Source organism: Bradyrhizobium sp. LLZ17, from assembly GCF_041200145.1.
Taxonomy (GTDB): Bacteria; Pseudomonadota; Alphaproteobacteria; order Rhizobiales; family Xanthobacteraceae; genus Bradyrhizobium.
On the sequence record NZ_CP165734.1, the window covers coordinates 1,848,453 to 1,863,831 of the forward strand.

A 15,379-nucleotide genomic window follows, 5' to 3' on the forward strand; every position below is an offset into this window, starting at 1 on the left:
GCGCCAAGGGCGCATTAATTCCCGGTAAAATCGTTGCCGATCATGGAAAAGGTTGCCTTGCGTGCACTGCACGCGCCGTGCAGGAGCCCGATGGTATTTTCGAGGTCTTGGCGCGGCTCCAGTTCCATGACGATCCGGCCGGGCTCGACCACCGTCATTGTGAGGCCGATCAGCTTGATGAACGGCGGCGGCGGCAGCCGTCCGTCGCGGAGTGCGAGCATCGCGTCCATTCCCGAAAGGCCCATGGCCGCTTTCGCAACCGGCCCGGGCACCTGTCAATCCACAACGCGCTCGCGCCGGCGCTCGGGCGAAAACAGCTCGAATTGTTCGTTTTCGGTCATGGGACGCCATTTGTATGATATGCGTCATGCTATAGGACGGAGTTCGCGCCGACAACTGCATTCCCTGCCCGCTTGACAAAGAGCGCGTTTCGGCCCGGAAGTGATCCCGACTGGTGCGCCTGCACACGTCCACGAAACTTCGGGATCTCACGATGGAAATGCTCAATCAGCACTGCGGCGTGACGCGCGACGCACGTGGCGTCGTTCACGTCACGATCTGCAACGCCGGCCCGCTCAACATTCTGGGCTCGCCCGTCACCGATGCTGTCTGCCGAGGCTTGCAGCAGCTCGCTTCCGACCGCAGCATCCGCGTCGTGGTGCTGCGTGGCGAGAGCGAGAAGAGCATGATCGGCGGCGCCGACATCAAGGAGATGGCCAGGCTCGACCAGACATCAGCGGAAGCCTTCATTACTCGCCTGCGCGATCTCTGCGAAGCCGTGCGCGCGTTCCCTGCTCCCGTGATCGCGCGCATGCCCGGCTGGTGCCTCGGCGGCGGGCTCGAAGTGGCGGCCGCCTGTGACTTCCGCATCGCGGCCCATGATGCGCATTTCGGCATGCCGGAGGTGCGCGTCGGCATCCCCTCCGTCATTCATGCGGCGCTATTGCCGCGCCTGATCGGCTGGGCCCGCGCGCGCTGGCTGGTCATGACGGCCGAAAATATCGACGCGCCCACGGCGCTGGCCTGGGGACTGGTCGACAAGGTCGCGCCGGAGGGCGGGGTGGATGCCGCCGTCGAGCACACCGTGACGGCGCTGCTCGCATGCGGCCCCGAGGCGTTGCGGTCGCAGAAGGCGCTGCTGCGGCAATGGGAGGAGCTGCCGCTGACGGAGTCGGTGAATTTGAGCATCAAGATATTCGGCGAGTCGTTCCTGACGGATGAGCCGACGCGGCTGATGCAGGCGTTTGTGGATCGGAAGCGGTAGGGTTCTCCGCCTCCTCCGATCGAACGACCAAATCTCATCCGAACCACGACAATTTCTCATGCCCGGCGCAGTTGCATTTTTTGCGCCGCATCATATGATGATTATAATCTTACATCATCGTCAGGGAGCCTCGCCATGGCCGAAGCCGCCGATCCCGTCGTCATCGTTTCCGCCGCCCGCACCCCGCTTGGCCGCTTCATGGGCGAGCTGTCGCCGCTGGCTGCACACAAGCTCGGTTCGCATGTGATCGGTGCTGCGCTGGAACGGGCAAAGCTCGCGCCTGAGAAGATCGACGAGGTGTTCATGGGCTGCGTGCTCCCTGCCGGGCAGGGTCAGGCACCGGCGCGGCAGGCTGCGCGCGCGGCTGGACTTCCCGACGCCACCGGCGCCACCACCGTGAACAAGGTCTGCGGTTCCGGCATGAAAGCGACCATGCTGGCGCACGACATCATTCGTGCGGGCTCGGCCGAGATCGTCGTCTCCGGCGGCATGGAGAGCATGAGCAACGCGCCGTATCTGCTGGCAAAGGCACGCGGCGGCTATCGCGCCGGCCATGACCGCATCATCGACCACATGATGATGGACGGGCTGGAGGACGCTTACGAGACCGGCCGTTCCATGGGCGATTTCGGCGAGGCCACGGCGGAGGCGTACCAGTTCACCCGCAAGGACCAGGACGCCTATGCGATGGAAACGCTCAGCCGCGCACGCAGCGCGGTCGAGGGTGGCGCGTTCAGGGCGGAGATCGCGCCGATCACGCTGACCGAGAAGGCTGGACCACGCATCGTCGCCAACGACGAGCATCCGCTGAAGGTCGATCCGGCAAAAATCCCCGGACTGAAGGCTGCGTTCCGGGCCAACGGCACCATCACGCCGGCCGCCTCGTCTGCGAATGCGGACGGCGCCGCCGCGCTGGTGCTGACGAAGCGGTCGCTCGCGGATCGCAATGGCCTGCCGGCGCTCGCGGTGATCAAGGGCCATGCGACCCACAGCCAGGAGCCGCAATGGTTCACCACGGCGCCGATCCCGGCGATCCGCAAGCTGCTCGACAAGGTGGGCTGGAGCGCCGCCGATGTCGACCTGTTCGAGATCAACGAGGCGTTTGCCGTTGTGGCCATGGCGGCGCAGCGCGATCTCGGCATTCCCCGCGACAAGCTGAACGTCAACGGCGGTGCCTGCGCGCTCGGCCATCCGATCGGGGCCACCGGCGCACGTCTGATCGTGACGCTGCTCCATGCGCTCGAGGCGAAGAACCTCAAGCGCGGCGTCGCCGCGCTTTGTATTGGTGGCGGAGAAGCTACCGCGATCGCCGTAGAGCGCGTCTGACGTCCTGACGTAAACGTCAGAAAATGAGGGAAGTCTGTCATTTTCGACAGACGATTCCCGTGCCATTCTGCGAGCTCGTGCAGGTCCTCTTCACGCCTGTCCATCAATATTGAGGCCCAATGATCTCGAACTGGCTCGCGGCAGCACTCGGCCGCCGTAATATCCACTATGGCTGGGTGATGGTCGGCGTGACCTTCTTCGCCGCCCTGATCAGCGCCGGCACGGTCGGCGCGCCCGGCGTGTTCATCGTTCCCCTGCAAAGGAATTCGGCTGGAGCACGGCGCAGATCTCGTCCGCGCTCTCGATCCGCTTCATCCTGTTCGGGCTGATGGCGCCGTTCGCGGCGGCGCTGCTCAACCGTTACGGCCTGCGCAACGTCACGCTGACCGCACAGCTCATCGTCGTCTCGGCGCTGGTGGCCTCGCTCGGCATGACGGAGGTCTGGCAGCTCGTGGCTTTGTGGGGTGTCGTGATCGGCCTCGGCACTGGCATGACCGCGCTGGTGCTGGGTGCAACTATCGCCACGCGCTGGTTCGCAGCGCGGCGCGGGCTCGTGATCGGCATCATGACCGCGAGCGTCGCCACCGGCCAACTGGTATTCCTGCCGCTGCTGGCGAGCCTCACGGAGCGCTATGGCTGGCGGCTTGCGCTCGGCTTCGTCTGCATCATGCTCGGCGTTTCCGCACTGGCGGTGCTGCTTTTGATGCGCGACCGTCCGAGCGATGTGGGCCTGCGCCCGCACGGCGACGAAGGTACCGAGCCCCTGCCCGCGCCTCCAGTCAGCCATGGCTCGATCACGGCCGTGGCGTTGGGCACGCTGCGCGACGCCTCGAAGTCGAGTGCGTTCTGGATCCTGTTTGCGACCTTCTTCGTCTGCGGCGCCTCGACCAACGGCCTGGTCCAGGTGCATCTGATCCCGATGTGCCTCGATTTCGGCATCCCGCAGGTGCAGGCCGCGAGCCTGCTCGCCGCGATGGGCATCTTCGACTTCTTCGGCACCATCATGTCGGGCTGGCTGTCGGACCGCTACGACAATCGCTACCTCCTGTTCTGGTACTACGGCCTGCGCGGGCTCTCGCTGATCTTCCTCCCCTTCAGCGATTTCTCGTTCTACGGGCTGTCGGTCTTCGCGATGTTCTACGGGCTCGACTGGATTGCGACCGTGCCGCCGACGGTGCGGCTGACCGCGCAGAAGTTCGGACCCGAGCGCGCCAATCTGGTGTTCGGCTGGATTTTTGCCGGCCATCAGCTTGGCGCCGGCACTGCGGCCTTCGGCGCGGGCCTGTCGCGGACGCTGCTCCAGAGCTATCTCCCGGCCTTCTTCATTGCGGGTGCCCTCTGCGTGTTCGCGTCGCTGATCGTACTCGGGCTGTCGCGTCAGCCAAAGCCGCAAGCAAAGCCTGCGATGGCATGAGCGGGGCGTGTGACCGGGCCGGCGCAAGCCGGCTCAGGGCTCCTACACTCCGTGCCCGGCCGCGTCGCGGGGTTCACAGGCCGTAAGTCTATTCTCCCTCTCTGCGTTCTTCCCGGGAATAGGTAGAACCAGGATGCCGCCTGGCGGAGGCAAATCGCTTCAATTCTCCTGGCGCCTTAAGCTTTGGTTAATGATGCCGCTCGATCCGGCAACGGCGGATTTTCGGCGACCCATGTTCGTGCGATCCGCGTAAGCCTTACTTAACAGGCGATCTTCAAAGTTCCGCTGTGCTGAGAGGTCGGCGGAGGTCGCCCGGTCGCGTTCGCCGGTCCTCGATCCTTGATAGGCCAGAGAAATTGCCTCTGCCAAGTCCGACGGCGATTAGGATGAAGATCATGCTTCGCGCTGGGTTGTATCGTTTTGCCAGAGATCGCAAGGCCAACGTCGCCGTGATCTTTGCACTTGTGATGGTTCCGACAGTCTTTCTGCTCGGCATGGCGCTGGACTACACGCATACGCAGCACATGAAGGTCAACCTCGACTCGGCCGCCGACGCTGCCGCCGTCGCCACCATCACCTCGGCGATGATGCAGCAGAGCCCGCAGGCGGCCCAGACCGCGGCGAAGAACGTCTTCAACATCACCGCGAATGGTCTGGTGAGCAACAACAACTTACCGGCGCAGCCAACTCTCACGGTCGCGGTCAATTGCAGCAGACCCGACGCGACAACGGGCTACTGTACCTATCCGGCCTGCCCCGGCACGAACTCAGTCTATAGTGACCCGAAAAACAGCAACAATCAGATCGTTCGCAACGTCCAGGTTTGCTACAACGCGGCCGCGAACAATTCCTTCCCGAGCCTGCTCAGACAGGCAAGCTGGCCGTTCGCAGGTCAGTCCTCGGCACGCAACCAGAGTGCACCCAACATCAACTTCTATCTCTTGCTGGATGATTCGCCGTCGATGGGCATCGGAGCGACTCCGAACGACATCAGCAACCTGATTGCCGCCACGAAGAACCAGAGCGTTGCGAACTCGGCGAATTGCGGCTTCGCTTGCCATGAAGCCTACCCTTGCGCCGACAGGGGCGCCAATCCAGCGCCCACCAGCAGCCAAAACCAGGGCGCAACCAGTTCGAATTGCAGGACCCTCGACAATCTCGCCGTCGCCAGAAACAACAACATAACGCTCCGTATCGATCTGGTGACGCAGGCAGTCCAATCATTGATGAATACTGCCTACTCGATATCGAACGCCAATAGAAACACCTACGGAGTCGCGATCTATACGTTCGATACCGCTCTAAACAACAGTCCGACAACCGGGGGCAGTGCACCGATCTTCGCGCCTTCGGGAAAACCTGGGGTGGTGCAAACCCCTCTGACACCGTCCACGACAACGAGCTACACGGTCGCGCAAATGCAAAATGCGGCCTCCAGCATCCAACTCATGGCGGTCGGACACGCCGGCTGCCAATCGACATCGTCATCGGCAAAGACCGAAGCCAGCAGTTCTCCTTGCATCTCTGGCGATCGTGACGACACCGACACCAACATCGAAGGCGCGCTGACCAGCCTTAACAGCCTTATGCCGGTGCCGGGGAACGGCACCAACTCACCCAGCGATACGCCACAGGAAGTAGTATTCCTAGTCACCGACGGCGTCGATGACTCGACAGGTATCTCGTCCTGTAGCCAGCCTACCGTCACCACCGGCGGCGGTTATACTCGGTGCCAGCAACCGATCGACACCACGATTTGCACCACCATCAAGAACAAGAATATCCGCATCGCGGTGCTCTACACCGAATACGTGCCGCTCTCGACGAACTCCTGGTACAATACACATATTGCGCCGTTCAACGCCCAAGCACCATCGACTAGCCAGATCGCAGCAAATCTAAAATCCTGCGCCTCGCCGGGATTGTTCACTGACGTACAGAATGGCGGCAACATCTCGGACGCACTCCAAAAGCTGTTCCTCCAAGTCGCGTCCGATCCCCGCCTGACTCAATAGAGAAAGCAGTCATGACCGCCACGCACGCCGTGCCCATCACCAGACGCCGCCGCTGGCGCGCGTTCGTTGCCGACCGGAAGGGCGCAACTGCGGTCGAGTTCGCGCTGATCGGCCCGGCATTCATCGCCTTGCTGGTCGCGCTCATCCAGACCTTCCTTGTTTTCTTTGCCCAGCAGCTGCTGGAACAGGTTGTGAACCAATCGAGCCGGACGATCCTGACGGGACAGGCGCAGGGCCAGAGTATGACTCAGGCTCAATTTGCCCAGGCGGTCTGCAGCAACGTCGTGATCCTGTTCAACTGCAACGGCCTGATGATCGACGTCCAGGTTGCCAACTCATGGGGTTCGACGAACACCGCCATGCCAACCCTGACCTACGACGCCAATGGAAACGTGACGAACGTCTGGCAATTCAACCCCGGTAATCAGGGCGACATCGTTGTCGTGCGGGTGATGTATCTGTGGCCGGTTTTCCTGGGTCCACTCGGTTTCAATCTGGCGAACCAACCGGGTAACAGCGTCCGCCTGATGATGTCGTCCACGGCTTTCATGAACGAGGCCTTTGTCAACTCATGAGCCGAAGCCTTCATCGCATGCGGAACTTGTGGGTCGATACGCGCGCCGTGGCCGCCGTGGAATTCGCCATCGTGGTGCCGTTCATGCTGGTGCTCTATGTGGGCGGCGTCGAGCTCGGGAACGGGATGGCGATCAGCGTCAAGGTCAGTGAAACCGCCCACACGGTCGTGGACCTGGTGTCACGAAACGCATGCGTCACCGACACTTCCCTGAGCACCATGCTAGGGGCGTCGGCGGCGACGATCGCTCCCTATGCCGCGGCGAATACGACAGTCGTCGTGTCGGAAGTATCCACGGACGCCAACGGCAGGGCGACCGTGACCTGGAGCAAAGCACTCAACGGCACCCCACGCCCGGTAGCTCAGCCGATGACTTTGCCAACGGCCCTCGGCACGCCCTCGCCCTCCAACATTTCGTTGTTGCTCGGCGAGGTCACGTACCAATACACGCCCAACCTCGGCTACACGATCACCGGGACCGTCCCGATCAGCGAGAGCTATTATTTGTATCCGCGCGTTTCCTCGGCAGTGCAGTATCCGTGCAGCTGAAGCGCGCCGGCGAGCGCGAGAGGTGCGCGCCGCAGCTCACCGTCCTGGGCCCGGTCTGCATGTGGCCTCAGGACGCACCGGACCGCGCGGGCTCGGTGCCGCGCTGAAAATCTTGCTTGGCGGCGCCAAGCGCGGCGGCGAGTTCTTCGATCTGGTAGGGTTTGGGCAGGATCTGGACACCAGCGCTTTCGGCGTCCCGAACCGCCGCTTCGGCGTATCCGCTCGTCAGCAACACCGGGATGTCGCTTCGCCTTCTCTGGATTTCCCGTGCGAGCTCGACCCCATTCATGCCACCCGGCATCATGATATCGGAAAACACGATGTCGACAGGGCGACCATCCGCGAGGGCACCAAGAGCGGCGGCCGCGCTGGCGGCGCGCGTGACCTCATAGCCGAGCTGCGCGAGCATCTCGCTGACGAGTGCGGCGACCTCGTCATCATCTTCGACCAGAAGGACCTGGCCATGGCTGGCCTTCTTCGGACGAACCCTGTTCAGGTCGATGAGATGCCGTTCTTGCGACGGGAGATTCATCGATCGCGGCAGATAGAGCTCGATACTGCTGCCCTCGCCAACTGTCGACTTTATGCGAACCGCTCCCCGTGACTGGGTCGCAAATCCGTGCACCTGAGCGAGCCCGAGTCCCGAGCCCTTGCCGACGTCCTTCGTGGTGAAGAACGGTTCGAAAACCCGCGACAGGATGTCGGGGCCCATGCCAACGCCCGTGTCCACCACCGAGAGACGGACATAGTCGCCCTCGATCTGCTCGTCGTGCAGGTCGGGCAGGTTCTCGCCGCGGACGACGATCGTGCCGCCGCTCGGCATCGCGTCCCGGGCATTGACCGCCAGGTTGAGAACGACCAGTTCGAGCTCGCCGGGGTCGACCTCCACCGGCCAGAGATCTTCCGGAAAATCAAACGCGACGTGAACGTCGCCTCTCGACTGCGATCGAGCAATTCGCGCATGCCGCCGATCTGCATCGCGATGTCGACAGGCTCCGGCCGGAGCTTCTGCCGGCGGGAAAAAGCCAGGAGTTGCCGGGTCAAGCCGGCGCCGCGCTGCGCCGCCTGGACCATTCCTTCCATGAGACGACGGCGGCGATTTGGGTCCGCCTGACGGTCGAGCATATCCAGGCCGCCGGAGATCACCATCAACAGGTTGTTGAAGTCGTGGGCTACTCCGCCCGTCAACTGTCCGATGGCTTCGATCTTTTGGGCTTGCCGAAGCGTCTCTTCGACGCGCGCGCGCTCTTCCATTTCAAGGCGCAAGTGCTTGTTGGCTTGCTCGAGCGCCCGCGTGCGCTCGACAACGAGCTTTTCGAGCTGCTGAGCCGTTCGCTCGCGCGCTTCGAGCAAGGTGCAGATCTCATATTGCCGGCGGCGTGCCCGCATCGCCGATTGAACCGCGCTGGTCAGGGTGATCGGCTGAACCGGCCGTTCAAGCAGAGACACGTTGCGAAGGAGCTGGACGATACTCTGGCGCCAGGCAACGACCGCCGGCTGCGCCCGGTGACTGGTGAGAATCACGAAGGGAAGATCGGACCAGGGCGGCTGCCGCTCGATCCACTGTGCCAGCGGCGTCGTATCCCTTCGAACAAGCCTTCCTCGGCGAGGCAAACGGCGCCCACGCCGGCAGACATCTCGCTGATCAATTCGGGAAAAGTTCGACAATTGATCGCTTCGAGACCGGAATGACGGAAAAGCTCGGTCGACGCCGGGCCGTCGCGGCCGATCGGAGCAAACACGAGAACGCAGTGATCCCGGTCGGCACTCATTCCGCCGGCTCTCCCGGAAATGCCGCTCCTGTATAACGCGGAGTGCCGGTAAAGATGCCGCTAAACTCCCGAAGCGGGGGACCGAGCGTGATGCCGGCACTGCTGAGGCGAAACTCGCGGATGGTATGCTCGTGATTGCCGGTCCGCTTCTTGACCACAGACAAAGCGCGCCGCACCGTTCCGTTCACCTCGAAATAACGCAGCATGAGCACTGAATCGCTCAAATAGCTCATGTCCAGCGGCGTATCCATCGGACCGACCAGCCCGTGTTGCGCAAGGATCAGGATGGTCAGCACGCCTTGCTGCGCAAGGTAAGTCAGGAGTTCGTGCATTTGCAGGATGAGAAATCGCTCATCCGGCATCGCGTTCAGATATCCATTCAGACTGTCGATCACGACAATGCGGGCGTTATCCTTTTCGACGCTCTCCTTCACATTGGCGGCGAACTCGCCGGGAGACAGCTCGGCCGGATCAATCTGCTGAAACCGGATACGTCCGGAGTCAACGTGCCTTTGCAGAGGCAGCCCAAGGGTTCGAGCCCTCGCTTCCACCGTTCCGCGCCCTTCATCGAAGGCAAAGAACACGGCGTGCTCGTTGCGTTCGGCAGCCGCGATTGCATAGCTCAGCGCCAGCGAAGATTTCCCGACGCCCGCTGCGCCGATCAGAAGTGCATTGGTGCCGCGCTCGAGACCGCCTCCCAGCAACCGGTCGAGTTCGGCATTGCCGCTGGACGTGAGTTCGTTGCTGAACGACTTGTGATGTTCCGCCGCGATCAGACGCGGGAATATCCGCAAGCCTCCTGATTCGATGGTGAAATCGTGGAAGCCGCCGCGAAATTGGATACCGCGCATCTTGATCACGCGAAGGCGCCGGCGCTCCGCGCCGTAGTCGATGGCGAGCTGTTCGAGCATCACCACGCCATGCGCGATCGAATGGAGCTGGAGGTCGTCTTGCGACGAAGAGAGATCGTCGAGGAGGACGACCGTGCAGTTGCGATTGGTGAAGAAATGCTTGAGCGCCAGGACCTGCCGCCTGTAGCGCAGCGGGTTCTGAGCAAGCAGGCGCAGTTCGGACAGGCTGTCCAACACCACGCGGCTCGCATTGATGCGTTCGACCTCCTTGAATATCAGTCCGGTCGTTTCACTCAGCTCCATTTCGGCGGGATGAAACACGGTCAGTTCACGCTCCGGATCGAGCGTGGTCTCCGGCGGGACCAGTTCAAAGATATCGACGGCATCCAGCGACCAGCCGTGCCGCCGCGCAACGAGCGTCAGTTCGCGCTTGGTTTCGGACAGCGAGATGTAGAGCACGCGCTCACCGCGACGCGCACCCTCGAGGAGGAATTGAAGGGCCATGGTGGTCTTGCCCGCGCCCGGGCGACCCTCGTACAGATACATGCGGTTGGGATCGAGCCCGCCGCAGAGAATGTCGTCAAGGCCATCGCTGCCGGTCGAAATCCGGGGCAGATCTTCGAAATCTCTGGTCTGGGCCCCGCTCGATGAATCGCTCATTGAACCCCCTGAAGTTCCATAGCTAAACAAGGCTTCGCCGCAGGGCCGCAGGGTCGCGCTCCCGACCAAAAGGCGAGATTTAGCAAAGAACGTTCGAGGCGGGTTCCGGGTTCCGCGTTGAGACGCATACCCGCAGACGCGGCGCTGTGGAACAGTTCTGAAAAGAGGGTTGAGCGTTATGGCCGGATCGAAAAATTCTCCGGTGGCCCTACCTTACGCAGCGGCTCGGCCAGTCGCGCGAACTCGCACAGCAGCGACCTTGTCTTCCTGGGGTCGATGATTTCCTCGACCCAGAATTTTTCGGCGGAACGGAACGGAGAGCGGAGCTTGTTGAGGCGATCCTCGATTTCCTTCAGCTTCGCAGCCTTGTCCTCGGCCGCGTCGATCTCGGCGCGGTAGGCGGCTTCGATGCCGCCTTCGAGCGGGAGCGAGCCCCAATAGGCCGAGGGCCAAGCGTAGCGGATCGAGAAACGGTCGGCCGGCTGATGCACCACGCCGGCGACGCCGAAGGCGTTGCGCAGGATCACGGTGCACCAGGGCACGCTGGTCTGGTTGACCGCGGCCATGGCGCGGACGCCGTGGCGGATGGTCCCTGCCTTCTCGGCGTCGAGGCCGATCATGAAGCCCGGGCAGTCCATGAGATAGACGATCGGCAGATGGAAGGTCTCGGCGAAATCGACCCAGCGCACCACTTTCTGGCAGGCATCCGCCGTCCAGGAGCCGCCATAGTGAAAACTGTCGCTGGCAAGCAGCAGCACCGCCCTGCCCTCGAGCCGCGCCAGGCCCGCGATGATGGGCTTGCCGAAATTCCTTGCGACCTCGAAGAACGAGCCCTTGTCGACCACGGACTCGATGATCGGCCGCATCTTGTAGACTTGCTTGCGGTTGCGCGGCACCGCGCTCATCAACGCGTCCTCGGTGCGCTCCGGATTGTCGCTGCAGGGTAAGGTCGGCGGCAATTCGTAGACCGACGAAGGCAGATAAGAGAAAGCGCCGCGCGCAGGCGAACGCCTCCTCCTCGGTATCAACGGCATGATCGACCGCGCCGGCACGGGTCTGGATGTCGGCACCGCCGAGTTCCTCCTTCGAGAGGTCCTCCCCCAGCGCCTTCACCACCGGCGGCCCCGCGACGAACATCGCGGATTTCCGGGTCATGATCGAATAATGGCTGGCGGCAAGCCGCGCGGCGCCGAGCCCTGCGACAGAGCCGAGACCCAGCGCGACCACGGGCACGCGCGACAAATTCTCGGTCGTGAAGCGATACCAGCGCGTGCCGCCGATGCCCCCGGGCAGATTGGCCGCGCCCTTGGTTTCGATGGTCTTGACCGAGCCGCCGCCGCCGGAGCCTTCGATGATGCGGACAATGGGCAGCCGAAAATCATGCGCCATCTCCTCGGCCATCAGCGGCTTTGCAGAGATCGAAGCGTCGGCCGAACCACCGCGCACGGTAAAGTCGTCGCCAACCACGACGACCGTGCGGCCATCGACGCGCCCCCGGCCGAACACGCAGTTCGCCGGCGTCACGTTTTTGAGCTCGCCTGTTGGATCGTATTCGCCGATGCCGGAGACGGCACCGATTTCGTGAAAGCTGCCTGTATCGATCAGCTTGTCGATGCGCTCCCGAACAGTCAGCCGGCCCTGGTCATGCTGTCGCTTGACCTTGTCAACGCCGCCCATCTCCCGCGCGAAGGCTTCGCGCCGGGCGAGCTCGTCGAGTTCCGGCTTCCAGTTCATTCACGCCCTCCGAATTGATCGGCTTGTTATTGTTGTGCACGGCCATCGCGACCGGCTTGCGCGGGATGCGATTGTTGAAGACGTCGCCTTCAGCGCCTTCGAGCAGGCTGCCGAGGGAACGGCCGAGCTCGACCATCAGCGGCGCCACTTCCGTATGCAGACGCTGCTCGTCATACATCGCGGACAGAAGGCCGATCGTGATGACCACGAAGGTTTGATACTGCGGCGACCAGATCGGCACCGCGAGCCCGTTGATGTGCGGGCTCCAGAGCCCGCAAGCCACGACATAGCCGTGCTCACGCAGCGCCTCGCGGTTGGCCTCGATGCGAGGCTTCAGGATCCTGACCGCCTCGGGCGCTTCCCGCTCCATCTCCGCAATGAAGGCGTCGCCGACTTCCGGCGCCAGCGCCGCGGTATAGGCCGCGCCCGCAGCAGTCGAGGCCATCGAGATGCGGCTGCCGGTGCCCTCGTGCAGGCCGAGCGCCGTCGCCGAGCGCGCAAATTGCAAATAGACGAGATGGAAGCGATCGGGGACGACGAAGCCGACCGTGCCCGGCAATTGCTCGGCGACTTCCTGAAGCCGTTGCCGAATCATGCTGCGCAGCTGCGCGCCCTTCATCATCGAGGCGCTCATCGCCACCGCGCTCGGACCGATGCGATATTTCTGGTCACGCGGCAGGTAAACCAGTTGGCCCATGCGCGTCAGCGTGTGCGTGAGCCGCGACACCGTCGAGCGCGGCAGGCCGCAGCGGTTTGAAATTTCGAGATTGCCGAGCCGGGCCTCGTGGCCCTCGAAGCATCGCAACACATCGAATGCGCGCGATACCACCTGGATAACGTCACCCTCGCCCGCATCTCCGGCGAGCATTCCTTGCCTGCTCAAGCGCTCCGAACGTCGTCCCATGTTCCCTACCAGTTGTTCTGCTGTGCGAAATTAAATTCCACTTGCAGATGACGCTACCTCAGGCATTTTGCGACGACAACAAAAAGGCGACGGCATGCCAAAAATTAAGATCGTCACCGAAGTCGCGGGACGCATCTGCGCAACTCCCGTGCAAGTTGGAGGAACGGTCGCTGATGGCGATGAGATTGTGTTCGTCGAGGCCATGAAGATGGAGATACCGGTGCCATCGCCCGCGGCCGGAACGCTTAAATCGCTGCTCGTCAAGCTCGATGATATCGTCGCGGAAGGACAAGCGATCGCGATCGTCGCGAGCTGAGCTCGCACCGTTGCGGATCTGGCTCGCGACAATCCAAAAAAGCATCATAGATCGCGCATTACGTCTTGCGTTCTGGCGCCACGGGGCATGGCCTCGGGATACCACCGGGTTGCGCGTGCCCTGATTGCGTTGCACAAGGGAGGCAATGATAGCGCAACCGCCGCCCGCCTCCGCCTGGACCCGTTCGAAGCCGCCCCTGCTGCGGTTTCTGGACACATGCCTCAACGAGTTCTCGGCAGAGACTTCGGGCGCCGTGGCCGATTACATCCCGGAGCTCGGCAAGGCCGACCCTGCCTATTTCGGTATCAGTCTCGCGACGCTGGACGGCCATGTCTACGAAGTCGGCGACAGCCGGGTGCCCTTCACCATCCAGTCGATGTCAAAGCCGTTCGTGTTCGCGCTGGCGCTGGATCTGTTGGGCGCGGGCAAGGTCGAGAGCGCGATCGGCGTCGAGCCCTCGGGCGATCCCTTCAATTCGATCCGCCTCAACGCCGAGAACCATCCGTTCAACCCGATGGTCAATGCCGGCGCAATCGCCTGCACCGGGCTGATCTACGACAGCAAGGGCGGAGACGCATTCGAGCAGATACGGCTGGCGCTCAGCCGGTTTGCGGGGCGCGACCTCGCGGTGGACGAGGCCGTCTACACCTCGGAAAGCCAGACCGGCGACCGCAACCGCGCCATTGGCTATCTCCTGAAGACCAATGCGGTGATCTCGGACAACGTCGCAGGCGTGCTCGACGTCTATTTCCGGCAATGCGCGGTGCTGGTCACCGCGCGCGACATCGCGGTCATGGCGGCGACGCTCTCCAACCGTGGCGTCAATCCGGTCACCGGCGAACAGGTGCTGAGCGCTTACGCAATCTCGCGCACGCTCTCGGTGATGACATCGTCAGGCATGTACGATTATGCCGGCGAATGGATCTACCGGATCGGTATCCCCGCCAAGAGCGGCGTCGGCGGCGGCATTTTGGCGGCGCTGCCGGCGCGTCTCGGGCTCGGCAGCTACTCGCCAAGGCTCGACAAGCACGGCAACAGCGTGCGCGGCATCAAGGTGTGCGAGGCGCTGTCCTCGCATTACGATCTGCACATGCTCAACCGCAGCGACGATGCGCGCAACGCCGTCATCGCCGACTACGATATCGGCAAGAGCCCGTCGCGCCGTGTCCGCCGGCCGCAGGAACGCGACATTCTCGCGGCGCACGAGCAGGAGGTGCGGGTGATCGAGTTGGTCGGCACGCTGTCGCTCTCGGCCGTCGATTATGTGTCGCGCCGGCTTGCGGGGCGGCCACGGCCGCAATTTGTGATCTTCGATCTGCATCGCGTGACCTCCACCACGCGTGCCGGTGCGCGGCTCGCGGCCGAGGCTTTCGAGGAGCTCGCCGCGCTGAACGTCACGGTAGTGTTGTCAGGCGTCAGGCGTGCCTCCAGGGAGTGGATCAGCTTACGCGAATGGACGGCCGAGCTGAAGAACGTCCGCGACTTCTACCTGCTCGACACCGCGATCGAATGGGCGGAAGACCAGATCGTCTACCGCTACGGCGGTTCGATCGACTTTCACGAGACCACCGAACTTGCGGAACAGCCCCTGCTCGAAGGCCTCAGCGCGGACGAATTGACGGAGCTCGGCGCGACTTGCACGATCCGGACCTATCAGTCCGGCGCAAAGATCCTCACCACCGGCGATCCGGCCGACGCCCTGTTCTTCCTGCGCAGTGGCGCCGTCCATGTCACGCTGCCCGACGGCGTGCGGTTGGCAACCCTCACCGCCGGCATGGCCTTTGGCGAAATGGCCCTGATCGAGACCACCCGCTCCGCCGACGTGTTCGCCGACATGGCGGCGACCGCCTACGAGGTGCCGCTGAAAGCGTTCGAACGTTTCCGCAAGCAGCACCCGCGGGCCTCCGAGCGCATCATGCGCAATCTGGCGCTGCTCCTCGCCGATCGCCTGATCGTCGCCAACGCCAAGGTCGATATCCTGACCTCGACGTAAGCGGCAG

The 15,379-nt window shown here is 63.1% G+C and carries 9 protein-coding genes and 4 pseudogenes; 8 read left to right on the plus strand and 5 right to left on the minus strand.

Annotated elements, in window-relative coordinates:
• Nucleotides 1-62: 62 nt before the first annotated feature.
• Nucleotides 63-341, minus strand: a pseudogene (locus AB8Z38_RS09295) (PaaI family thioesterase); the annotation flags it as partial.
• Nucleotides 342-493: 152 nt separating this feature from the next.
• Between AB8Z38_RS09295 and AB8Z38_RS09300 the strand changes: the two are divergent.
• The 6 genes and pseudogenes from AB8Z38_RS09300 to AB8Z38_RS09325 all read left to right on the plus strand — a co-directional run bounded on the left by AB8Z38_RS09300 (nucleotide 494) and on the right by AB8Z38_RS09325 (nucleotide 7,142).
• Nucleotides 494-1,264 carry an enoyl-CoA hydratase gene (locus tag AB8Z38_RS09300; RefSeq protein ID WP_369724456.1) on the plus strand — a complete coding sequence of 257 codons (771 nt, stop codon included), beginning with the start codon at nucleotides 494-496 and terminating at the stop codon, nucleotides 1,262-1,264.
• Nucleotides 1,265-1,399: 135 nt separating this feature from the next.
• Entirely contained in the window at nucleotides 1,400-2,590 is a 1,191-nt protein-coding gene (locus AB8Z38_RS09305) for an acetyl-CoA C-acyltransferase (RefSeq protein WP_369724458.1), read from the plus strand.
• A 119-nt stretch (nucleotides 2,591-2,709) separates the two neighbouring features.
• Nucleotides 2,710-4,004: pseudogene (locus AB8Z38_RS09310) on the plus strand (MFS transporter).
• Nucleotides 4,005-4,390: 386 nt separating this feature from the next.
• On the plus strand, nucleotides 4,391-6,019 hold the full coding sequence (locus AB8Z38_RS09315) for a TadE/TadG family type IV pilus assembly protein (RefSeq protein WP_369724460.1): 1,629 nt from the start codon (nucleotides 4,391-4,393) through the stop codon (nucleotides 6,017-6,019).
• Nucleotides 6,020-6,030: 11 nt separating this feature from the next.
• Nucleotides 6,031-6,594, plus strand: coding sequence for a TadE/TadG family type IV pilus assembly protein (locus AB8Z38_RS09320; protein ID WP_369724463.1), 564 nt, complete (start codon nucleotides 6,031-6,033; stop codon nucleotides 6,592-6,594).
• A 17-nt stretch (nucleotides 6,595-6,611) separates the two neighbouring features.
• Nucleotides 6,612-7,142, plus strand: a complete 531-nt coding sequence (locus AB8Z38_RS09325; RefSeq protein ID WP_369724464.1) for a TadE/TadG family type IV pilus assembly protein — start codon at nucleotides 6,612-6,614, stop codon at nucleotides 7,140-7,142.
• Between the two features lie 67 nt (nucleotides 7,143-7,209).
• Here the strand turns inward: AB8Z38_RS09325 and AB8Z38_RS09330 are convergent.
• The 4 genes and pseudogenes from AB8Z38_RS09330 to AB8Z38_RS09345 form a co-directional block, all read right to left on the minus strand.
• A pseudogene (locus tag AB8Z38_RS09330) lies at nucleotides 7,210-8,914 on the minus strand (response regulator).
• Nucleotides 8,911-10,425 carry an ATPase domain-containing protein gene (locus AB8Z38_RS09335; RefSeq protein WP_369726790.1) on the minus strand — a complete coding sequence of 505 codons (1,515 nt, stop codon included), beginning with the start codon at nucleotides 10,423-10,425 and terminating at the stop codon, nucleotides 8,911-8,913. The pseudogene AB8Z38_RS09330 and the gene AB8Z38_RS09335 overlap by 4 nt, the downstream one beginning before the upstream one ends.
• A 176-nt stretch (nucleotides 10,426-10,601) precedes the next feature.
• Nucleotides 10,602-12,159: pseudogene (locus AB8Z38_RS09340) on the minus strand (acyl-CoA carboxylase subunit beta).
• Entirely contained in the window at nucleotides 12,089-13,063 is a 975-nt protein-coding gene (locus AB8Z38_RS09345; RefSeq protein WP_369724466.1) for an IclR family transcriptional regulator, read from the minus strand. The pseudogene AB8Z38_RS09340 and the gene AB8Z38_RS09345 overlap by 71 nt, the downstream one beginning before the upstream one ends.
• A gap of 94 nt (nucleotides 13,064-13,157) precedes the next feature.
• Here AB8Z38_RS09345 and AB8Z38_RS09350 point away from each other — a divergent pair, with 94 nt between their 5' ends.
• Nucleotides 13,158-13,379: an acetyl-CoA carboxylase biotin carboxyl carrier protein subunit gene (locus tag AB8Z38_RS09350; RefSeq protein WP_369724468.1), complete on the plus strand. Its 222-nt coding sequence runs from the start codon at nucleotides 13,158-13,160 to the stop codon at nucleotides 13,377-13,379.
• Between the two features lie 145 nt (nucleotides 13,380-13,524).
• Nucleotides 13,525-15,372, plus strand: a complete 1,848-nt coding sequence (gene glsA / locus AB8Z38_RS09355; RefSeq protein WP_369724470.1) for a glutaminase A — start codon at nucleotides 13,525-13,527, stop codon at nucleotides 15,370-15,372.
• Nucleotides 15,373-15,379 lie beyond the last annotated feature (7 nt).